This is a genomic window from Streptomyces sp. NPDC059499, from assembly GCF_042749285.1.
Lineage (GTDB): Bacteria > Actinomycetota > Actinomycetes > Streptomycetales > Streptomycetaceae > Streptomyces.
Genome location: NZ_JBHYTT010000006.1, coordinates 234332 through 255760 on the forward strand (window position 1 = coordinate 234332; position 21429 = coordinate 255760).

Annotated in this window: 21 protein-coding genes and 1 other RNA gene; 3 read left to right on the top strand and 19 right to left on the bottom strand. The window is 70.1% G+C overall.

The genetic code is table 11. The annotated features are described in order from the left end of the window. Positions 1–22 precede the first annotated feature (22 nt). A complete protein-coding gene (locus ACFW9O_RS16985; protein ID WP_384610065.1) occupies positions 23–877 on the top strand; it encodes a PhzF family phenazine biosynthesis protein in 855 nt (284 codons plus the stop codon). Between the two features lie 24 nt (positions 878–901). Here ACFW9O_RS16985 and ACFW9O_RS16990 read toward each other — a convergent pair whose 3' ends face one another. Continuing rightward, positions 902–1513 carry a TetR/AcrR family transcriptional regulator gene (locus tag ACFW9O_RS16990; RefSeq protein ID WP_384610068.1) on the bottom strand — a complete coding sequence of 204 codons (612 nt, stop codon included), beginning with the start codon at positions 1511–1513 and terminating at the stop codon, positions 902–904. Between the two features lie 104 nt (positions 1514–1617). Here ACFW9O_RS16990 and ACFW9O_RS16995 point away from each other — a divergent pair, with 104 nt between their 5' ends. Beyond that, a complete protein-coding gene (locus ACFW9O_RS16995) occupies positions 1618–3069 on the top strand; it encodes an MFS transporter (RefSeq protein ID WP_384610071.1) in 1452 nt (483 codons plus the stop codon). Positions 3070–3112: 43 nt separating this feature from the next. Continuing rightward, the gene (locus tag ACFW9O_RS17000; protein WP_384610074.1) at positions 3113–3679 is read left to right on the top strand and encodes a GNAT family N-acetyltransferase; all 567 of its coding nucleotides are present in this window, start codon (positions 3113–3115) and stop codon (positions 3677–3679) included. Between the two features lie 40 nt (positions 3680–3719). On the opposite strand, the gene ACFW9O_RS17005 is transcribed toward ACFW9O_RS17000, so the two are convergent. From ACFW9O_RS17005 to ACFW9O_RS17090, 18 genes are all read right to left on the bottom strand, one after another. Further along, positions 3720–4175, bottom strand: a complete 456-nt coding sequence (locus ACFW9O_RS17005) for a pyridoxamine 5'-phosphate oxidase family protein (protein ID WP_351171656.1) — start codon at positions 4173–4175, stop codon at positions 3720–3722. A gap of 82 nt (positions 4176–4257) precedes the next feature. Beyond that, complete coding sequence (locus ACFW9O_RS17010) at positions 4258–4884, bottom strand: glyoxalase (protein WP_351171653.1); 627 nt, start codon at positions 4882–4884, stop codon at positions 4258–4260. A gap of 5 nt (positions 4885–4889) precedes the next feature. Further along, positions 4890–5357: a helix-turn-helix transcriptional regulator gene (locus ACFW9O_RS17015; protein WP_384610077.1), complete on the bottom strand. Its 468-nt coding sequence runs from the start codon at positions 5355–5357 to the stop codon at positions 4890–4892. Positions 5358–5524: 167 nt separating this feature from the next. Further along, positions 5525–5935 (bottom strand): VOC family protein, encoded by a 411-nt coding sequence (locus ACFW9O_RS17020; protein ID WP_351177127.1) that lies wholly within the window; start codon positions 5933–5935, stop codon positions 5525–5527. Between the two features lie 63 nt (positions 5936–5998). Then, a complete protein-coding gene (locus ACFW9O_RS17025; RefSeq protein ID WP_384610080.1) occupies positions 5999–6880 on the bottom strand; it encodes a glycosyltransferase family 2 protein in 882 nt (293 codons plus the stop codon). Between the two features lie 65 nt (positions 6881–6945). After that, entirely contained in the window at positions 6946–7473 is a 528-nt protein-coding gene (locus ACFW9O_RS17030; protein WP_384610082.1) for a GNAT family N-acetyltransferase, read from the bottom strand. A gap of 120 nt (positions 7474–7593) precedes the next feature. Next, the gene (locus tag ACFW9O_RS17035) at positions 7594–8901 is read right to left on the bottom strand and encodes an NtaA/DmoA family FMN-dependent monooxygenase (protein WP_384610086.1); all 1308 of its coding nucleotides are present in this window, start codon (positions 8899–8901) and stop codon (positions 7594–7596) included. Further along, on the bottom strand, positions 8901–9302 hold the full coding sequence (locus ACFW9O_RS17040) for a rhodanese-like domain-containing protein (protein WP_384610089.1): 402 nt from the start codon (positions 9300–9302) through the stop codon (positions 8901–8903). The genes ACFW9O_RS17035 and ACFW9O_RS17040 overlap by 1 nt, the downstream gene beginning before the upstream one ends. A gap of 229 nt (positions 9303–9531) precedes the next feature. After that, complete coding sequence (locus tag ACFW9O_RS17045; protein WP_384610092.1) at positions 9532–10509, bottom strand: aldo/keto reductase; 978 nt, start codon at positions 10507–10509, stop codon at positions 9532–9534. 116 nt (positions 10510–10625) lie between these two features. Continuing rightward, positions 10626–11429, bottom strand: coding sequence for a sulfurtransferase (locus ACFW9O_RS17050; protein ID WP_384610093.1), 804 nt, complete (start codon positions 11427–11429; stop codon positions 10626–10628). 23 nt (positions 11430–11452) lie between these two features. Continuing rightward, positions 11453–13519, bottom strand: a complete 2067-nt coding sequence (locus ACFW9O_RS17055) for an FAD/NAD(P)-binding protein (protein ID WP_384610096.1) — start codon at positions 13517–13519, stop codon at positions 11453–11455. Next, positions 13512–14855, bottom strand: coding sequence for an NtaA/DmoA family FMN-dependent monooxygenase (locus ACFW9O_RS17060; protein WP_384610099.1), 1344 nt, complete (start codon positions 14853–14855; stop codon positions 13512–13514). Before ACFW9O_RS17060 ends, ACFW9O_RS17055 begins: the two co-directional genes overlap by 8 nt. Before the next feature lie 22 nt (positions 14856–14877). Beyond that, positions 14878–16296 carry an aminotransferase class I/II-fold pyridoxal phosphate-dependent enzyme gene (locus ACFW9O_RS17065; RefSeq protein ID WP_384610102.1) on the bottom strand — a complete coding sequence of 473 codons (1419 nt, stop codon included), beginning with the start codon at positions 16294–16296 and terminating at the stop codon, positions 14878–14880. Between the two features lie 164 nt (positions 16297–16460). Then, on the bottom strand, positions 16461–17549 hold the full coding sequence (locus tag ACFW9O_RS17070; RefSeq protein ID WP_384610105.1) for an ABC transporter substrate-binding protein: 1089 nt from the start codon (positions 17547–17549) through the stop codon (positions 16461–16463). 33 nt (positions 17550–17582) lie between these two features. Next, the gene (locus ACFW9O_RS17075) at positions 17583–18374 is read right to left on the bottom strand and encodes an ABC transporter ATP-binding protein (RefSeq protein ID WP_384610107.1); all 792 of its coding nucleotides are present in this window, start codon (positions 18372–18374) and stop codon (positions 17583–17585) included. Then, positions 18371–19570, bottom strand: coding sequence for a FecCD family ABC transporter permease (locus tag ACFW9O_RS17080; protein ID WP_384610108.1), 1200 nt, complete (start codon positions 19568–19570; stop codon positions 18371–18373). The genes ACFW9O_RS17075 and ACFW9O_RS17080 overlap by 4 nt, the downstream gene beginning before the upstream one ends. A 738-nt stretch (positions 19571–20308) precedes the next feature. Next, positions 20309–20710: RNase P RNA component class A (rnpB, locus tag ACFW9O_RS17085), an RNA gene on the bottom strand. Positions 20711–20759: 49 nt separating this feature from the next. Next, complete coding sequence (locus ACFW9O_RS17090) at positions 20760–21284, bottom strand: TetR/AcrR family transcriptional regulator (protein WP_351177162.1); 525 nt, start codon at positions 21282–21284, stop codon at positions 20760–20762. Between the last annotated feature and the right edge of the window lie 145 nt (positions 21285–21429).

A 21429-nucleotide genomic window follows, 5' to 3' on the forward strand; every position in this document is an offset into this window, starting at 1 on the left:
CGCGCTTCAGTTGTCGTGAGGCATGAGCCGACCGCCCCGCACCGAGGTACTCCGCTACACCGCCTTCTCCGCCGACCCGGACGGGGGCAATCCCGCCGGCGTCGTGCTGGACGCCTCCGGTCTCGACGACGCGGCGATGCTCGCCGTCGCGGCGGAACTGGGGTACAGCGAATCCGCGTTCCTCACCGCATCGGACGGCCGGGGTGGGTACACGATCCGCTACTTCAGCCCGAAGGCCGAGGTCCCGTTCTGCGGCCACGCGACGGTCGCGACGGCGATCGCCCTCGCCGAACGCGACGGTCCCGGAGACCTGCTCCTCGCCACCGCCGCCGGTACGGTCCCGGTCACCGTCACCCGGGACGGCGACGAGCTCCGCGCGACCCTCACCAGCGTCGAGCCGAGCGTCTCGGACATCGGACCGGACGACCTGACGGAGGCACTGGCCGCGCTCGACTGGCCCGCCGCCGACCTCGACCCGGCCCTGCCGCCCCGTATCGCCTACGCGGGCGCCCGCCACCTGGTGCTCGCCGCCGCGACCCGTGAGCGACTGGCGGACCTGGACTACGACTTCGCCCGCCTGGAAGCCCTGATGCACCGCCTGGACCTGACCACGCTCCAGCTGGTCAGCCGCGAGTCGGCGACCGTCTTTCACGTCCGCGACCCGTTCCCGGTCGGCGGCGTGGTCGAGGACCCGGCCACGGGCGCGGCGGCGGCCGCGTTCGGCGCGTACACCCGGGAGCTCGGCCTCGTCCCGGACGACGCCGTCCTCACCCTTCACCAGGGAGCGGACATGGGCCGCCCCGGCACGCTCACCGTGGAACTGCGCCCGGACGACACCCGTATCAGGGTGAGCGGCACGGGAACCCGCATCGACTGACCCGCACCGACCGCTGCGGCGCCCTCAGATCACATACACGCCCGCCCGCGCCGCCACCGCCGCCGCCTCGGCCGCGCGGTCGGCGGCGGCTTCGTCGAGGGGGTCGCCGCTGGCCAGCAGCCGGTAGTAGAGGGGCGCGGAGACGGCCCGGATCACCTCGCCCGCGTCGGTCCCGGCGGGCAGCTCGCCCCGCTCGACCGCCGCGTCGACGCAGCCTGACCACTCGGCGATGCGCACGGCGTAGAAGCGGTGCAGCGCCTCGGCCGTGCGGGCGTCACAGGTGGCCGCCGCGATCACGGCGGCGAAGAGCGCACCCTGGCGCGGGTCGGTCAGGGTGCGCACCACCAGCCTGGCGTTGGCCCTCAGGTCCTCGTCCAGAGAACCCGTGTCCGTACGCGGTACGGACTGCTCCGCCATGTCCGTGAGCAGATCGGCGACCAGACCCGCGGTACCGGCCCAGCGCCGGTAGACCGTCGTCTTGCCGACCTCGGCGCGTCGCGCGACATCGGCGAGGTCGAGCCGGTCGAATCCCTGCTCGACCAGCACGTCACCGGCCGCCCGCAGGACCGCTTCCCGCACCCGGGCCGTGCGCCCACCGGGCCGGACCATGCCCGGCTCCGCTCCTTCAGCATCCATAACGGGCCTCCAGTTCCATTAGTAACCCCAGTCCTGCTACGGTGACTCCACCCTAACGGAACCACGGACCCGTTAGAGCCATCCGCTTCAGGAAAGGGCTCCCCATGTCCACGTCCCGCACCGCACCTCTCACCAGCCCGGCTCCCGCGGCCCCTCCCCTTCTCCGCATGACCGGACGGCAGAAGCTCGTCCTCGTCCTGCTCCTCGGCGCACAGTTCATGATCGCCGTGGACTTCTCGATCCTGAACGTCGCCCTGCCCGCCGTCGGCGAAGGGCTCGGCTTCTCCCTCTCCCACCTCCAGTGGATCGCCACCTCCTTCGCGCTGGCCGCCGCCGGGTTCACCCTGCTGTTCGGCCGCGTCGCCGATCTCGTCGGCCGTAAGCGCCTGTTCATCGGCGGCATGGTCGTCCTCGGCCTGTCCTCCGTACTCGGCGGGCTCGCCACCTCCCCCGAAGTGCTGCTCACCGCACGGGTCCTGCAGGGCCTGGCCACCGCCGCAGTCACCCCGGCCGGGCTCGCGCTGCTCACCACCGCGTTCAGGGAGGGACCCCTGCGCGACCGCGCCCTCGGTCTCAACGGCGCCCTGATGTCGGCCGGTTTCACCGCCGGGGCGATCCTCGGCGGCCTGCTGACCGACCTGCTCTCCTGGCGCTGGGCCTTCTTCGTCAACGTCCCCGTGGCCGCACTGGTCGTGGCGCTCGCCCCGTCCGTGATCACCGACTCCCGGCCGGCCGAACGCACCGGGCTCGACGTGCCGGGCGCCGTGACCGTGACCGGCGGCCTGCTGCTTCTCGTGTTCGGGCTGACGCAGGCCGGCGAGTCCGGCTGGCTGGCGCCGACGACCCTGGCCGCGCTGCTCGCGGGCGCCGCCCTGCTCGTCGCCTTCCTGTTCGTCGAGAAGCGGGCGGCGGCGCCCCTGGTCCCGGTGCACATCCTGAAGCGGCGCAGTGTCATCTGGGGCAACGCCACCGGACTGATCGCCTTCGTCACCGAGACCTCCCTGGTCTTCCTGCTCACGCTCTACCTCCAGGAGGTCCTCGGCTACTCGCCTTTCGCCACCGGCCTCGCCTTCGGCGTGCTGGGAGCCGGGACCGTGATCGGCGGCATGCTCGGCGGCCGTGCGGTGGGCAGGTTCGGCAACCGGCGCACGATCGTCCTGGGCGGCGTCGTCCAGGCCGCCGCCACCCTCTCCCTGGTGGCGCTCGGCACCTCGGGCGGCTGGATCCAGCTCCTGCTGGCCGCGACCTTCGTCGGCGGCATCGGGAACATGCTGATGATCGTGGGCTTCATGGTCACCGCCACCTCCGGACTCCCCGACGAGGAACAGGGCCTGGCCACCGGGCTCGCCACGATGACGCAGCAGGTCGGCATCACGATGGGCATCCCGGTCATGAGCGCGGTCGTCACCGCGCGGATGGGAGCGGCCACCGGGCCCGACGCGGTGCTGTCCGGCGTGTCGGCCGCGGTCCTGGTCAATTCGGCACTCGTCCTGGCCGGTGCCCTGCTCGCCGGAGCCTTCCTCGGCAGGCCCGGCGCGCGGACGTCCGCAGGGTGAGTCGGGTCCGGTCCTGGGACGTGTTCGCGAAAGGATGACGGCCATGGCACGCCCCCTTACCGTTCCCAGCCTCACCGCCGGAGCCGACTTCGTCCTGCGCCCCTGGGAGATGAGCGATCTGCCCCTCGTGCGCGAGGTGGCGGCGGACGACTACATCCCGCTGATCACCACGATCCCCTCGCCCTACTCGGACCCGGAGGCGGAGGCGTACGTCAGGCGCCAGTGGGAACGGGCGGCCACCGGCACCGGCTACCCGTTCGCCATCGTCCGCACCCGGGACCGGCGGCCGGTCGGCTCCATCGGGCTGTGGCTCAGGGACGAGGCCGAGGGCCGCGCGTCGGTCGGGTACTGGATGAGCGAACGCGCCCGTCGGCAGGGAGTGGCCGGCGCGGCACTGCGTGCGGTCACCACCTGGGCCCTGCACGACCTCCGTATCCCCCGCGTCCAGCTCCTCGTCGAGCCCTGGAACACCGCGTCGGCACGGACCGCCGAGAGTGCCGGGTACCGGCCCGAGGGGGTGATGCGCGGCTGGCAGCAGATCGGGGACCACCGCCGGGACATGGTCATGTACGCGCGCCTGACCGATGCCGCGCCCGCCGAAGGCTCCTGACCGGCCTCGGCACCCGCCCGCATGTGCTCCCGTGCGGCGGTCAGCCGAGCCAGCTGCCGTCGCGCATGAGGTCGCGTCCCCGCAGCTCGTTCGCCTCGCGCCAGGCCTGGATGCGCCGCGGCCTGATCAGGAAGTACTGGTAGGGCTCGTCGAGCCCGCGCGGGTCGAAACCGGTCCTGGCCGCGAACGCGTCGCCCGTCCCCGGCGCGAGGCCGTCGACGTCCACCGGCTCGGCGATGCCGTCGACGAGGACGGCGTCGCGGGTCGGCCCGAGGCTGAGGCGCACCCGGTGGTCGGCCAGCAGGTTGCGGCCGGTGACCGAGGCGCGCGGTGTCGAGACGAGGAACGCGGTCCCGTCCCAGAGGTACGAGAGCGGGATGAGGTGGACGCCGCCCGGGGAGCCCGACGTCGCGACCCAGAGATCGACCTCGTTCTCCAACTTCGCGCGGGTGTCCCGCAGCCTCTCCTCGCGTCCACGCGGCGGCGCACCCGTCATGATTCCTCCAGTTGTCCCGTGGAGAGCCCGTCCTTCGGGGACGGGCTCCGTCAGCAGTGGCAGGTGTGGCGGCAGTCGCACGTCAGGACGCGAGTGCCGGCGAAGCCGCCTCCCAGGCAAAGCCGTCCGGGTCGGTGAAGGGCCCGTCGGCGCCGCCGATCACGAGGCGGTGCGATCCGGTGCCGTCAGGGGAGACCCCTGCGTCCTTGGCGAGGGCACGGCGCCGGTAGAGCGCCAGCTTGACGGGGCCCGGTCCGGCGGCGAACTCGACGTACACGCGTCCGAAGCTCTTGGCCACGGCCAGGCCCTGACCGGCGTAGAACCGCTTGCTCGCGACCACGTCGGCGACTCCCAGCAGGAGCACGACGTCGTCGATCCGACGGGTGGCGGGACCGGTGTCCTTCTTGGCCGAGGTCGCGACCTTCCAGATCGCCCCGTCCGGTGCCTGTACGACACCGCCGTAGCCCCAGAGCGACTTCGCGGCGGGCTTCAGCGGGGTGGCGCCCGCGTCGACCGCGGCGTCGACGAGGCTGTCGACGTCGGCCGGCTGCGACACGGTGAGCGAGAGCGTGTACCCGCGGAAGCCGGTCGTGGGTGCCTCCGAGGCCCGCAGGCGAATCTGCGTGTCCAGGCCGAAGGCGGTGGAGTAGAAGTGGCGGGCGGCCGACGGGTCGGCCACGTCGAGGGTGACGGATTCGATGGAGTTCATGGTCATCACGCTAGTTGCGGCTCGACGGCCGGCGCTTCTTGATTCCTGACCGGTCTTGTCACCTGTTTGGCCACACACGGCGGCATCCCCGCCACAGCGACCGTCGCGCCGCGGCGGTAGGCGCCGGGCGGCATGCCGACCAGTTCGGTGAAGCGGGTGGTGAAGGTGCCCAGCGACGAGCAGCCGACCGCGAAGCAGACCTCGGTGACGCTGAGGTCACCGCGCCGCAGCAGCGCCGCCGCGCGCTCGATGCGCCGCGTCATCAGGTACGAGTACGGCGACTCGCCGTACGCCAGCCGGAACTGACGGCTGAGGTGCCCGGCGGACATGTGCACGCCGACCGCGAGCGCCTCGACGTTCAGCGGCTGTGCGTACTCCCGGTCGATCCGGTCGCGGACGCGGCGCATCCGGGCGAGGTCGTCGCTCAGGCGCTGCGTCGCGATGCGTGCGCGCCCCCACGAGGGGTGACACATGGGAGAACTCCTTCTCGTCGGTGTCCGAAGAGTTTTCGTCGGTGTCCGCGAGCATCCGCAGGCATGCCGAAGCACCCGGCGACGTGCTCGACGGCGGTGAGGGCTTGCCGGTTCTCCTCGGGCGGTCATCGGTCCGGCCGTCACGGCCGGACCGATGACCGGACGGATCAGCGGACTTGCTGGATGCGGACCAGGTTGCCCGCGGGGTCGCGGAAGGCGCAGTCGCGGATGCCGTACGGCTGGTCGGTGGGCTCCTGGACGATCTCGGCGTCTCCGGCCTGCACCTTCTCGAAGGTCGCGTCGAGGTTCGGGGTGGCCAGCAGGATCCAGCCGTAGGTGCCCTTGGCCATCATCTCGGCGATGGTGCGGCGCTCGTCCTCGGTGATGCCGGGGTCGGCGGCAGGCGGCGCCAGGAGGATCGAGGTCCCGGGCTGACCGACGGGGCCGACCGTGATCCAGCGCATCTTGCCCTGTCCGACGTCACTGCGGACCTCGAAGCCGAGGACGTCGCGGTAGAAGGCGAGGGACGCGTCCGGGTCGTCGTGCGGGAGGAAGCTCGCGTGAATGCTGATGTCCATGACGACCAGATTAGGTGCGGGTCCATGACCCGCGCTTCTCGAATCCTGACCGATCCGGCGCCCTCAGACGATCGGCGGGCGCCCCAGGCGCGTCATCCTCCACACGGTGCGCCACCTCATCGGCCTGCGCGGGGCGCAGGGCGTCCGCACGCCCTCGACGAAGCCGCCCCACCACGCTCCGAGCCCGGCCAGGGACCGGCTGCGCACCAGGGTGAGGAGGATCCACACACCGAGATGGACCGGGATCAGGGGCGCGGGGAGCCGGCGGCGGACGAGCCACACCCGGTTCCGGGCGGTGAACCGGTAGTGGACCGCGTGCCGGGCAGGCGAGGTCTTCGGGTGCTGGAGGACGAGCTCGGGTTCGTACAGGATCTTCCACCCCGCGTCGAGCGCGCGCCAGGCCAGGTCGGACTCCTCGTGCCCGAAGAAGAACTCCGAGGGCCACAGGCCGGTCTCCTCGAGCATGGGCATCGAGAAGGCGTGTCCGCCACCGAGGAACGCGGTCACCAGGCCGCGGCGCATCGGATCGTCGGCACGCAGCCGGGGCACCCAGCGCCGCTCTGTGTGTCCGTGTTCGTCGGCGACCCGGAAGCCGATGATCCCCAGCCGGGGGTCCGCCGCGAACAGCAGCTGGACCGTGCGGAACACGTCGTCGGCGACGAGCAGGCCGTCGTCGTCCAGCTCGATGACGGCGTCGACCTCGCCCGATTCGCGCAGCACCTCCAGACCGACGTTCCGGCCTCCCGGGCAGCCCAGGTTCTCGCCGAGCGGGACCTTGGTCACGTTCTCGGCGACGTCCACGCCGTCGAGGGGCGTCGCGTTGCCGATCAGCACCACTCTCGCCGCGGGGACGTCCTGCTTCTCCACCGAGGCGAGCAGCGCCTCCAGCTCCCGCGGACGGTTCCCCATCGTCACGATGACAACTCCGAGGCGTGGCAAGGACATGGCGGCAGGCTCCCGTGCTCGGCGACGAGGCCGATGCTAAGGGCTGTCCTGCCGTCCCCGGTGGATCAGCGCGCGGGGTCGGGCGCGACCGCGGGCGGAACCTGCGGGGCCCTCCACCGGTACAGCACGTCGGGTTCCTTCTCCTCGTTGCGGCTGCCGTCGTCGTAGGACTCCGCGGTGAACCCGTGCCGCTCGTAGAAGGCGCGGGCTGCGGTGTTGCGCTGGAAGGTGTACAGGCTCAGTTCCCCGCCCGAGGCCTCCTTGACCAGGGCGAGGAGCTGCGAGCCGATGCCGCGGCGCAGGGAGCCGGGGCGCAGGTAGAGCTGGTCGAGTTCGTGCCCGTCCACGTCCAGCGAGGCGAACCCGAGCACCTCCCCGGCCTCGCTCTCGGCGACCCACACCGTGCTTCCGGGAAGCACGACGTGGGTGATCCAGGCGAGCGTGTCCTCATCGCTGTGGACCCGGGGCAGGTAGGGCAGGGCGTCGGCCCGCGAGTCCAGGAAGACCTGGGTGATCTCCTCGGCGTCCCGGGCCGACGCGGCGCGCAGCCGTATCCCGGTCCCTGCCTGCTGTGCCGGCTCGTCCGTCGTCATCCCTTTGCTCCCTCGCTCGTGAACGCACAGCTATACCAGGGGCGTCGGGGTGTGGCGCGGTCTTTTCCGGGCCGCAGGCGGGCAGTTCGGCCGGAGTACGGGGCGGATGCAACCGAGCCCTCAGGCGATTCCGAGATGGTGCTTGAGGGTCGGCCCGTCGTAGTCGTTCCGGAACAGCCCTGCGCGGCGCAGCGCTTGCGCCACGCCCTGGGTCAGCAGCTCCAGCCCCTCGGGCAGATGGCTGTGCGACAGCACGAAGCCGTCCGCAGCCCTCTCGTGGAAGAGCTCGGCGAGCTCGGCAGCCACCTTCTCGGGCGTACCTGTGAATCCGAGGTGCAGGCTGTTCTGCCGGTGCTTGATCACCAGCTGCCGGACCGTCTGCCCGTGATGGGTGCGCAGCCACGCCGCGCCCCGCTGGTACTGCTCCTCCCGGAGGGCCTCGGCCTCTTCGAGCAGAGTGAGAGGAATCGGCTCGTCCAGGGGCAGTTCGGCCAGTCTCAGGTGGGGGCTCACCACCGTCTGGAGGTAGGCGATCGCCTTGCCGACATCGATGCCCTCGACCCACTCCCGCTCCAGCGCCGACGCCTCGGCCTCGGTGGCGCCGAGGACGACGTGGGTGCCGAGCAGGATCTTCAGCGACTCCGGATCGCGGCCCTTGCGTCTGGCCCGGTTCTTCATGTCGGCGTAGAACGCCTGGGCGCTGCTGACGTTGTCGGCTGCGGCGAAGACGACATCGGCGTAGGTGGCGGCGAAGTCACGGCCTTCGTCGGAGCGGCCGGCCTGGACCAGCACCGGCCTGCCCTGCGGAGGACGGTGGATGTTCAACGGCCCGTCGACACTGAAGTGTTCGCCGCGATGACGGATCGGGCGAATCCTCGCCTCGTCCGCGAAGACGCCTGCCTCGCGGTCGAAGACCATCGCATCGGGCGCCCAGCTCTCCCAGAGCCCGATGGCGACATCGACGAACTCCCGTGCGCGGGCGTAGCGCACGGCCTTGGAGGGCAGCGGCTGGTCCCCGTAGTTCTCCTCGCCGACCGTCGAGGTCACCATGTTCCACCCCGCACGGCCACCGCTGATGTGATCAAGGGTCGCGAACTGGCGGGCCAGTGTGTACGGCGCGTTGAACGTGGTCGATGCCGTGCCGATGAGGCCGATGTGCTCGGTCCGCGCCGTCAGCGCCGAGAGCACGACCATCGGTTCCAGATAGTGCGGCGGGCCGCTCGCCCGTACCCGTGAGGGATCGAGGCGCAGGTTGTCGGCGCGGAACAGTGCGTCGAACTTCGCGTCCTCGGCGGCCCGGGCGACCTCGGAGAGCAAGGGGAGCGAGAAGGCTTCCTCGATGCGGCTGTTCTTCCGCCGCCAGAGCTGGCCGGCGGGCCGCCCGACCGACATCGCCAGATGGATCCGACGGGGCCGTTCGGCAGCCATTACTGCGGCCCGTCGGGCAGCGGCGGCTCGATGATCGGCAGAGCTTCGGCATGCCAGCGCGCGAAGCCGCCCCTGACGTGGGTGACGTTGCGGTAGCCGTATTCGTTCAGTTTCTCGATGACAGGATCTGAGCCGAATTCGGAATTGCAGAAGACCACGATCTCCCCGTCTTCCGGGAGGTCGGAAAGCTGCGATATCAGGGTCGGCGAGTCGGGGTCGAGCAGCTCATCGGCGTGCGCCTTGTTCACCTTCACCGCACCCTCGATATCTCCCTTCTTGGCGTCCGGTCGATTCCTGCGGACGTCGATGAAGAGAGCCCCCGCCTGACGTTTCCTCTCGGCGACATCGGGCTCGATCAACTGGTCTGCGTGGTGAATGACTCGGGTTTCCGGGTTGGCCATGACCGCGTTTCCTCCTGGGGAATTTATGATCCGGCAGAACGGGCGCCACGCCATTGATTCGCAATTTGGCCGGCGCCCGTCATGCGCTGTGAACTCTATTTCCTCGATGCCGCCCGCACAACCCTGCATCAAACACTACGGACTTGAATCATAATTTCGCAGTACATCAATGATTCGCACGGCGACGGAGCGCGAGAAATCCGCTCGGCGGGCAGTTCGAACCGCCGGCTCAGAAGCCGACCGGCCGCCGCGGCGTGTACGGGTCCTCCAGACGCGCGATCTCGCCCTCGTCGAGCTTGACGTCGATCGCCCCCAGCAGTTCCTCGAGCTGTTCGACCCTGCTCACGCCGACGATCGGCGCACTGACCGCGGGCTGGTGCAGATTCCAGGCCAGCGCCACCTGCGCCCGGGTGAGACCCCGTTCGGCCGCGACCGCGCCCACCTCCTCCACGATGGCGCGATCCGATTCCTGCGCCTGGTTGTAGAAGGTGGAACCCGGCTCGTCCGTCTCGAGCCGGTGGGTCACCGTGCCCCACTCACGGGCCAGCCGGCCACGGGCCAGCGGGCTCCACGGGATCACGCCGATGCCTTCCTCGAGGCAGAACGGGTGCATCTCGCGCTCTTCCTCGCGCATGAGCAGGCTGTACTGATCCTGCATCGAGACGAAGCGGGTCCAGCCGTGCAGGTCCGCCACGTACTGCGCCCGGACGAACTCGCGGGCATGCATCGAAGAGGCCCCGATGTAGCGGACCTTCCCGGAACGCACCAGGTCGTCAAGTGTCTGGAGGGTCTCCTCCACCGGTACGGAACGGTCCAGGCGGTGAATCTGGTACAGATCGATGTAGTCCGTGCCGAGGCGTCGAAGACTCGCGTCGACCTGGCTCAGGATGGCGCCGCGCGACAGCCCGCCGCCCTTCGATCCGGGGCCCATCCGGCCGTTCACCTTGGTCGCGATGACGACCTCCTCGCGTACCCCGAACTCCTGGATGAGGGCGCCGAGGATTTCCTCGCTCGTCCCGTCGGAGTACACGTTCGCCGTGTCGAAGGAGGTGATCCCGGCATCCAACGCCGCGCGGACAACCGGTCGCGCCTCGTCGATTCCGATGGACCACGGGTGCGTTCCACGGTTCGGCTCGCCGAAGCTCATACAGCCGATGATCAACCGGGAGGTGGTCAGGCCGGATTTTCCAAGACGTGTGTATTCCATCGACTTCTTCCTTTTTTCATGTCCCGCCGATGAGTGATCCCGGCGGAAGAGTGATGTATGAGGTGCCCCGATGCGCCCCGGTCGAGAGCGGACCAACCGGATCCGAGGCATGTTCATCAGCCCGGGGCGTCACCGCGTACGACGGGACGGGACGGGTCCGAAGCCCACTCCGACCACGAACCTGGGTACAGCTCGGCAGCAATTCCGAGCGTGCTCAGGGCCAGAATGTCGACGGTGGCGGCGATACCGCCGCCGCAGTACACCCCGACCCCGGTCCCCTCTGATATGCCGAGCGCCGCGTACTGCTCGCGCAGCTCGTCCTGTCCTTTCAGACGGCCGTCCGTACCGAGATTGGCGGCGCTGGGCAGGTTCAGCGCACCAGGAATGTGCCCACCGCCCTGCTCCCCCGTGTAGGCGTCGGCCGCGCGGGCGTCGAGCAGCTTGCCGGACCGTGCCAGTCGCGCCGCTTCCTCGGCGTCGAGCGTCGGCAGCGAGCCCGGCGTCACCGTGAAACCGCCGCCCCCTTCGGCAGGTTCCTCGCGGCTGAGCCGACCGCCCGCGGTGACCCATGCCTCGACACCCCCGTCCAGGTATCGAACGTCGGGCACCCCCGCCCAGGTGAGAATCCACCACGCCCGTGTGGCCAGTTGCGGCTCCGCCCGGGTGTGGACCACGACGACCGCGCCGTCGTTGATCGACCATCGCCGCACCTGGCGCTGGACCGCCTCCCTGCTCGGCAGCGGGTACGTGCCGGAGCCCGGGTACCGCGCGCCCGCCAGTTGCGTGGGCAGGTCGACGTAGTGGGCGCCGGGCAGATGCTCCGACGCGGCCAGGGCGTGCGCCGGCTCGCGCCCGATCTCCAGCAGGACGATGTCGCGACCGCGCTCCAGCTCCTTCAGCAGGTGCTCGGCCGAGATCACGGCCCTCCCTGTTCCCGTACCTGTCATCGCGCCGCTGCCTCACTGTTCTCGAAGGGTTCCGGCAGATCAGCGCTCTCGCCACGGAGCGGTTCAGCCCACAGTCCGGCCAGCAACCGGCGGGCCGTACGGTCCGTTTCGCGCAGTGCCACGGCGTCGCCACGTGGCGCCGGCGCGGCCAGCGAGCTGACGCGGGTGTCGCGCATGAGCACGCCGAGCGCGTACAACTGCGACGCGTGGCCCTGCTCCGGCGCACCTTCCGGCTGGAGCAGGCGTCCGGTCAGCGGCTCGGCCAGGGGTGCGGCGGTGGGTACCGGTCCGTGGGCCGACGGCAGGTGGAAGACGTCAGCGAGCTCGCGGCGCCGAAGGGCCCGCAGCAGCGGATCGGTTCCGGTGTGCAGGCTCGGTGCCGGTACGCGCGCCTCGATCACCAGGTCCGCCCGTACACCGGCACCGGGCACGCGCGGCGAGCGCCACTGTGTGTGGCCGGTGGCATCGGGACGGCCGTCCGGGACAGCGCGCGGGCCGAGGAACCTGACCACTCCTGCGTCGTGGAGCGCCAGCAGCTGCCGCAGGCGTACGGAGGGCGGACCGTTGTTGAGACGGAACGCGAGGTCGATGAAGTGCGCGTAGCCGCCGAAGTAGCTTTCGGCAGCGAGTCCGCCGTCCTCCACCGCGGCGACCAGCAGTCCGCGTGCTTTGCCGAAGGAACGGTGTGCCACCTTGAGACTGCTCGCGGCCCCCTTCGCGGTCTCGGCCACATCAGTGAGCAGGCGGCCCCGGACCGCGTCCCCGAACGTTGCCGGGCTGTCCCACACCCGCTGTGCGAGCGCCGCATCGCTGTGCAGGTCGAGCCGGTGCGCAGGGTCCGGGACCGCGTCGGCGACGACGTCCCGCCACTCGGCGCTGTCGGGTGCCAGCGCGACGAGCGCGTCCAGCAACTGCGGCAGAGGGACGGTGAGCACGTCCGGATTCGCCGTCGCCAGATGCGTGTAGTAGTCCCAGAGCGTGTCGCGCGCGATCGCCGGGCCCACGCCGTCGAACCGTCCCGGGCGCGGTTGGCGAAGCAGCGCCTCGCCGAGGAAACGGTGCCGGCTCTCCCCGTCCGGCACCGCCGTACCCGGACGGCTCCAGTACGGAACGCCGATGCGCGAGGTGGCGTGCAGCACGGGTTCGGAGCCCGATGGTTCGTAGCGAAGCCCGTACGGAGTGGCATCGTCGGGCAGGAAGCGTCCGCCTCGGCCGATCGTGAGCAGGGTGGCGACGTCGAAGAAGCTCAGCCCCAGGCCTTCGACCACGACGTCCGCACCCGGCTTGGCCTCGGCCAGGTCCTGGTCGCTCGCGTTGTCACCGCGCAGTCGCCGGACCGCCGTGGGCGGGCGGACGGTCTCGTGGTCCCGGGCAGGCGTCGACCAGCCGGTGCACAGGACGACGGCGTCGGCCAGGAGCGGCACGGCGCCGCCTGCGAGGGAGACGCGGTAGCGTGCTCCGACCCGCTCGATGTCGGTCACGCGGTCACGTCGCCAGTCGTGACGCACTCCCTCCGGGAGTGAGGCGACCACCGTCTCGTGGCACCACCGCAGGTAATGGCCGAGCAGCACCCGCGGGGTGCAGGTGTCCGGTGTCGCGGCCCTGACCGAAACCGCCAGTTCGGGCCGCCGGGCCAGATCGGCGGCCAGTTCCCCGGTGACGACGGCGCGGCCGGTGTCCGTGAGACCGCCGTCGGTGCCGAGGTCTCCGCCGCCGGTCGCCTCCGTCCCGGTGAGGAAGCCCGCGACCTGCTGCTGCCACTCCCACAGACTCGGTCCCGCCACCTTCGGCCCGTCGGAGCTGACGGAATCGTCGAGCCATACGGTGTAGGCGGACGCCGGAGTGTTCATGAGCAGGGCGGTGCACTGGTCGGTGCGCCAGATGCGGCCCGGTCCGGGCGGCTGTTCGTCGACGGAGACGATCCGGAGCCGCCCGCCGGGTGGCCGGAACTCATCGGTGTTCGCCGCCAGCCGCTCAAGGACCGATGTCCCCCGGAAACCGCCGCCGATCACCACGACGACGCGCTCGGACGGCTCTGCAACCGGCCCTGCGGCCTCAGACATGAGCGGTGGCCCCGACCCGTCGCGCGGGGCGGCTGAGCCCGTAGTGCCGGCGCAGAGTGGTTCCCGCGTAGTCCGGCGGACGCAGGCCCCGCCGTTGCAGTTCGGGGACCAGGTGCTCGACCAGCGCGTACGTGCCCTGGTGCAGCAGCTCCGGCTGCAGGTTGACGCCGTCCAGCGCCCCGGCCCTGAACCATGCCTCCAGCTCGTCGGCCACCGTGGCGGCGTCACCGACCAGCAGGTTGTCCGCGCCGAGGCCACCACCGAGGCCCTGCGCGAACTCCAGGACGGTTCCCGGGCGTTCGCGCTCCACGAAGCGGTGAACAGCCCGAAGGTGCGAACGGTAGGAGTTGGAGCTCTCCACCGGGGGCACAGGGGGAAGCGGGGCGTCGAGCGGCAGGTGACTCAGGTCGTATCCGCTGAACAGGGCCACCTGTCCGAGTACATGCCGGGGATCGGCCAAACGGTTCAGCTCGGCTTCGAGCGCCCGCGCTTCGTCCGTCGTACCGGCGACGAGCACGCGGAAGCCCGCGAAGATCCGCACCGAGTCCGGGTCACGTCCTTCGGCCGCGGCACGGGCGCGCAGGTCCGCGCGGAACGCAATGCCGTCGTCGATCGCGCCGACGACCGTGTAGACGGAGTCGGCGTGGCGGGCGGCCAGCGAACGGCCGTCCTCCGAGGAGCCGGCCTGCACGATCACCGGCCACCCCTGCGGCGGGCGCGGGGAGTTGAGCGGGCCCGCGATCCGGAAGTGATCGCCGGCGTGATCGACCGGGTGGATCTTCTCCGGGTCGACGTACCAGCCCCGGTCGCGGTCCTGGACGATCGCGTCGTCCTCCCAGCTGTCCCAGAGCTTCTTGACGGCCGTCACGAACTCCTCCGCCCGGCGGTAGCGATCGCCGTGCTGAGGCAGTTCGTCCTGACCGAAGTTGCGGGCGGCTGCCTGGATGGCGCTGGTCACCACGTTCCAGCCGAACCGGCCACGGCTGATCCGGTCCAGCGACGCGGTCTGACGGGCGACGACGAAGGGATCGGAGTAGGTGGTCGAGATGCTGCCTATCAGGCCGATGCGGCTGGTGCCCACCGCCAGCGCGGACAACAGGGTGAGGGGCTCGAACACCGGCGCGACGGCGGCGGGTTCACGCGAGAAGGTGAGTTTGTCCGCAAGGAACAAGGCGTCGAACCTGCCACGTTCCGCGGTGCGGGCGATGTCGAGAAGCGCATCGATGTCGTTGATTTCCGCCAGGTCGACGGAGGGGTGGCGCCACGCGGCAGGGTGCGAGCCGGCCGGCTTGATGTTCAGGTTGAGGCCGAGCGTCGCTCGCGATGGTCCGGTCACGGTGGTCTCCTTCAGTACATACCTAGGCATAGAGATCTCGCATCTGCCCGTGCGTCGCGCGCCCGATCGCATCGGCGAGCCGGTCGATCGACGCCGTGTCGTCCGGCAGTCGGAGCGTGGCGATGCGGAGATGGCCTGCGGATGGTGGTTCCACGAAACTGCGGCTGCCCGCGCCGACGGAGTAGCCGGCAGTGGCGAGGTCGATGAGGGTGTCGACCTCGCTGTTCACTTCGGCCCAAAGGAACTGGGCATTCGGGCCGGAGTGGGTGGTGATACCGCGTCGCAGCAGGGCGTCGGCCAGCGCCGCCTTGCGTTTGGCGTACACACCGCGCGCCCGCTTGAGCGTCCGGGCGGTGGCGGAGCTCTCGATGAGGTGGGCGAGCGCGTCCTGCATGATGCGGCTGTTGACGGCCAGCCCGTAACTGCGGTTGTCGCGGATGCGCTCCACCGCCTCGCGCGGACCACCGATCACCGACGTACGCAGATCGACCCCGTACGACCGGCAGAACGAGCGAACGCGTACGGCCTGGCCCGGCAGGACAGTGCCGAACGTCGGGCCCGCCACGTTGGCGAGCGGACCCACCGCGTCGTCCTCGACCACGATGACGTCATCGAAATCGGCGATGACGTCGGCGAGTTCCCTGACGCGTTCGGCGGTGGCGGGCGGTGTCATGGCGTAGGGGCCGGTCGGCTGGAACAGGTAGGTGCGGGCGCCCCCCTGCAAGGCCGATGCCAGTGCGTCCGGGTCGGCCCCGTTCGCGTCGGCGGGTACTTGGAACACCTCGAGGCCCAGCCGCCGGATGTGATCGAGAAGGCCGGGATTGATCGGGACGTCGATCGCGACCTTCCCGCTCGGCGTGGCCAAGGTGCCGACGCAGAGCAGCGCGGCCTCCGCGCCGCTGCCGCCCGCGATGTACGCCTCGGCCGCGAACGGCCAGTCCCGCTGGGCGACCGTCCGCAGCCGGTCGGTGATGTACTGGCGGACGTTCGAATGCAGATTCGGGCTCCGCAGACCGGCGGCCAGGGCCTCGGCCAGGTCCGGCAGCAGGTCGGGGTCGGACGATGCGTGCGCGAGTTCACCGGCCGGGCTCGTCGCCGGGGCCTCGGTACCGCCGGGTTCGGCAGTGGGGGCCGGGCGGGCTGTGAGGGGATCGGCCACCACGGTGCCGCCCCGCCGGCGCGTCTCGACGAGGCCCTTGCCGCGCAGTACGGCGAGGGCGTCGCGGATGTTGCGGAAACTCACCCCGGACTGCTCGCTCAGCGCGCGGATGGTGGGCAGCCGCGTGCCCGGCCGGATCGCTCCCTCACGGATCTTCTGTTCGAGCAGCGGTACGACGGACTCGGCGGAACCGGCCGCAGCGATGTGATGGACCAGCCAGTTGTCGTCGAGTTGCCCGGCATCAGCGGCGTACGAGGTTTCATTCGCGTGTTCTCTGTCCATCGTCTGGTTCACCCGCGCAGTCCTCGCGTCGGTCGGTCCGTGCGCCGGTCGGGCGCTACGACCGGCTGAGTCGGCGGGCGCTGCCCCTCTCTTCGACTTCTTGTGGCAAGGCAGGCGGCGCGTCCGGCCCGAGACCGACATGAGCCCCGTCCGGACGCGCCGGGTCACTGCGCAGCCACCTGATGCACGTAGCCCTGCGGCGTGAACTTCGCGGCGCCGATGAAGTCCTTCGACCACTCCTCCACGACGGACAGCGGGTCTACGTCCTGGTAACGGTCAGGGTAGGCGAACGACGCGAAGAAGAGCGGCGAGATCTGGTTGCCTGCCAGGTCGAAGGCCCACGGGTTGTAGAGGAACAACTTGCCGTTCTTCACGGCCTTCAGGTTCTTCCAGCCCGGACGCGCAAGCAGCTTGGCGGCGATCTTCTTGTACTCCGCGTCGGACCGCCCGCCGTAGAGGTTGTCGGTCTCCACCACGATGACGTCCGGGTCTGCGGCCAGCAGCGCGGCCGGGTCGGAATCGATGGTGTTGCCCGGGCTGTCGGAGAAGATGCTCTTGATGTTGGCGTCAGCGAACGCCAGCGTCTTGCCGCCCTCCTCGCCGATGGTCTTGCCCGCGTTGTCCTCGTAGTACGCGGTGGCCTGGGTCTGCGCCTGCCCGGCCCTGGCCGTGAGCGCGCTGACCTTGTCGGTGAAGGCCAGGACCTTCGCGGCCTCCTTGTCGCGCCCCAGCACCTTGCCGAGCAGCTCCACGTTGGTCTTCCAGTCCTGCGATACCCAGGAACTCACGACCAGTACTTCGATGCCCGACGACTTCAGCGAGGTCTCCGCCGCCTGCCACGGCTGGTTGCCGTACATCACCACGGCCTGAGCGCCGCTCTGGAGGATGCGCTCGTAGTTCAGCGCGTCGGCGCTCGCGCCGATGGACAGACTCGACGGGAAGTCGGCGAAGTTCTCCTGCTCGATCGTCTTCTCGTCGATGCCGACGATCTGGTCGCGAGCGCCGAGGGCGAGTACGAGGTCGACGTTGAAGCCGCCGACGAGGGCGACCTTGCCGATCGGACCGTTCGGGAAGTCGACCTTGCGCTTCACGCTGTCGGTGACCGTGACCGGGGACGCCCCGGACTTCGATCCCGACCGGCTCGCCGCGTCGTCCTGCGAACTCCCGCTGCACGCGGTCGCGATCAGTGCGGTGACGGTCAGGATGGCCGCGGCGGCGACTGTGCGCAGCCGGCGGGTGGGTGGATGGATCACTTCTCTCCTCATGGGTATGGGCGACGCGGAGCGTCAGGACGCGGCGGGAACTGACAGCGGTTCGATGACGGGATGCACCTGGACAGCGCCGTCGCGTTCGAAGAGGTCGACCTCAAGGCCGTACACGCGCTCCAGCACCTGGCTGTCGTAGACATCGTTGGGCCTGCCGAACGCGACGATCCGGCCACCCTGGAGGATCGCGACCTTGTCGCAGAAGCGAGCCGCCAGGTTGAGGTCATGGATCGCGATCAGGGAGACGAGGTTCCGTCTCCGCGTCAGATCACGCACGTGGCGCAGGGTTTCGACCTGGTAGCGCAGATCCAGGGCGCTTGTGGGCTCGTCGAGCAGCAGGATCTGCGGCTGCTGGGCGACGGCACGGGCGATCAGGACCCGCTGCGCCTGGCCGCCGCTCAAGTCGCCCACGGAGAGGGCACTCATCTCCGTCAGCCCCATGTGCTCGATCGCTGCGTCGACGATCTCCCAGTCCTGGCGGCGCGGTCTCATCCCGAAGTACGGCGTCCGGCCCAGCAGCACCGACTCGCGTACCGAGAGCTGGAATGTCGCCTCCCCCGACTGCGGCACATAGGCGACCACCTTGGCGTGTTCACTCATCCGCAGACGGCTGAGGTGCTCGTCCTCGTACCTGATCGATCCGGTGCGCAGCCTGTTGACGCGGGCGATGAGCTTCGTCAGCGTCGACTTGCCCGAGCCGTTCGGGCCGAGCAGACCGACGAACTCACCTTTCTGCACGGCCAGGTTCACGTCGTGCAGCACCGTGCGGCTGCGGGAGTAGGAGAAGGCCACGCCTTCGACGGATAGCGTCATGACTGGGCCAACGTTCCTTTCGAAAGTACGAGGTTGATGAAGAGCGGCGCGCCGATGAGTGCGACGACGATGCCGACCGGGATCACGACCGGAGACAGCACGGCCCGGCCGACCGCATCCGCGTAGAGGATGAGCAGGCCTCCGGCGATGGCCCCGAACGGCAGCAGGTAGCGGTGGTCCGAGCCCACCACCAGGCGAGCGATGTGCGGACCGACCAGCCCCACGAAGCCGATGACGCCGGTGAAGGACACGACGACCGCGGTCAGGACGACCACCACGACGATGAGGACCAGGCGCGTACGGCGAACGTTGACGCCGAGACTCGCCGCCGCGTCGTCGCCCGCGAAAGCGATGGCGTTGAGCGACTTGGCGCGTGCGAACAGATACGGCAGCGCGATGGCCAGCAGGATCGAGACGACCAGCACCTGGTGCCATGTGGCGTCGTTCACCGAGCCGAAGGTCCAGTGGACGATCTCGGCCAGCGTGTTCTCGTCGGCGAAGAACTGTGTCGCCGAGGTGAGCGCCTCGAAGAGCTGGAAGAACGCCATGCCGACCAGAAGCAGCGTGATGGCCTTCATGCGCTTCAGCGATGCCACTCCCAGGACGATCAGTGAGACGGCCAGGCTGAAGGCCAGGGCGCTGAAGATCGTCACGACCGAAGACGGAGTGTGCCCGGCCTTGTTGGACAGAACGATGGCGAGCGCGGCTCCGAAGGATGCCGCCGGCGAGAGACCAAGGGTGTAAGGGCTCACCAGCGGATTGCGCAGCAACCCCTGCATGACGACCCCGGACACCGACAGCGCCGCACCGGCCAGGAACGCCAACAGGGCGCGTGGCAGCCTCAGTTCGGTGATGATCACCTCCGTGGGGCGGAAGCTTTCGCTCGACCGGGCGCCGAAGACATGAATAGCGATCGCATGAAAGACGTCGCCCAGGCTGATACCCGCCGTGCCAATGACAACCGACAGCGCGATCGACAGAAGCGACACCACCAGGCTGACGCCGATGATGACCGGCCTGGACGGCCGGCCCCACAGCGGTACGGCCTGGAAGGTTCGCGCAAGTGCGTTGGTCATAGTGCTCCGTGTCACAGGCGGACGCTGCACGCCCGCTGTCAGTCGGTGCGCGCGTCGGCAATGGTTTGGTGAATCAAATGACCGTTCTCGAATATGATCCGGCTGGCTGTTCAGCGACATGCCGGATCGCAGGGTGACCGTTCGAGAACACGTCGACCCGATGGATCGAGCGCGGGAATGTATGCCGGATACCGGCAGGACCGTGCGCTCAGCGCACCGGCCGAAAAATCGACGGGTCGCTAGACCGAAGCGACTTCAGTCGGACAACAACAGCGACAACAACAGCTGAGCCGCACCATACTCGCGCACGCGCGGTTGGTCTGCGGCCGTACGACGCTCGGCGCCGGGCTCGGGCTCCCGTGGGGGACGGACTGCACCACTACCTCTGCGGGGCTCGCGGTCACAGTCCACCTCCTACGTTCTGATCTCACGTCGCGGCGAATCTTTTTATCTGATCCGCTGTCACTCACTGCATCATATGGTGGACGAGAGAAGGAATCAATCCCTGCCCGGATCGTTCTGCCCTTCCACGTACGGGGGTTGTGAGCTGCTGTCGGCCTGATGTGCGGAAGCGAGTGGAGGCACCCGGGGAGAGTCCGGTGGCACCTCGGCAGGAGTGGGAACGGTGCGGGAACCTCACACCGGCATCGCTCACGCCCGCGTCGTCAGCCTTGCCGGCCGGCCCGCACCAGGCGGACGGCCGACCGCACGGCGTCAGGTGATGACCGGGCCCGGCCGTCGGTGCGCCTGGGTTCCGGCGTTGCCGCCCACCGCGCGGCCCCGACGCGACCCGGATCCGGGTCCGACGGGTTGCTCAGCTTGAGAAAGTGGGCGCCGCCCTGCGGGCGTGTGGAGCGGCAGACGAGTCGGGCTGTACGCCGGGTTCTGTCGCCCGGTCGCCTCGCGGCGGCCGGGGAGACGGCCATCCATCTAGGACCGGCATTGCTGCCGGTCTCGTGCGGTCTACCCGCGAACTCGGGCGAGCAGCCCTCGGACGTTCGCGCAGGACCGTCTTGCGACGGCCCCTCTTGACCTTGCTCCGGGTGGGGTTTACCTAGCCGCCTGAGTCACCTCAGGCGCTGGTGGTCTCTTACACCACCGTTTCACCCTTACCCGGGACCGAGGTCCCGGGCGGTCTGTTTTCTGTGGCACTGTCCCGCGAGTCACCCCGGGTGGCCGTTAGCCACCACCCTGCCCTGTGGAGCCCGGACGTTCCTCGGGAGGATCCGAAGATCCTCACGCGGCCGTCCGCCCGGCTCGTCTGCCGTGTCGACCATGCTACCCGGCGGGCGGGGCGCCCGGTTCGCCGTCAGGCCGTGAAGGCCGCGATGCCGGCCTCCCAGGCCGCCGAGAGGTCGGCGCCCGGCGGGAATCGGCCGTTGAGTTCCAGGACCACCATCCCGTGGGCGAAGGCCCAGGCCGCCCGGCCCCGGTCCTCGTCACCACCGGCGGCGCGGAACAGCGGGGCCGCCGCGGCGTCCTGCACCCCGGCGGCGGGATTCACGGGGCGGCCCATGGTGAGGAGGTAGAGGTGCGGGTGGGCCAGCGCGTAGGCGCGGTACGCCGCGGCGAGGGCCGAGAAGGAACCGGGGGCCTCCCGATCCGCCGCCTCCAGCACCTCGGCCGCCTCCCCGAGCATCTCGCCGGCCAGGGCGGCCACCACGGACGACTTGTCCGGGAAGTACTTGTAGAGGGAGGGCGCCGTGAAGCCCACCCGGTCGGCCAGCCGGCGCATGGTGAGCGCCTCCGGGCCCTCTTCCTCCAGGAGCGCCCGGGCGGCGGCGACGATCTGCCGTGGCCTGCTGAATTCCTGGCCGGTGGCGAGGTCGCTCACGCGTGGAACCTTCCTTGGTGCGCAGTCCGTGTCCGAAGGCGCGATCGTACGAGACGGGGACGGGCCGCCCGCACCCGGCAGGCACGGGAGGGCGCCGTGACGCCCGGACCGACGCCGCTTGACCTTGCCGCAGCGTCAGGGTTTC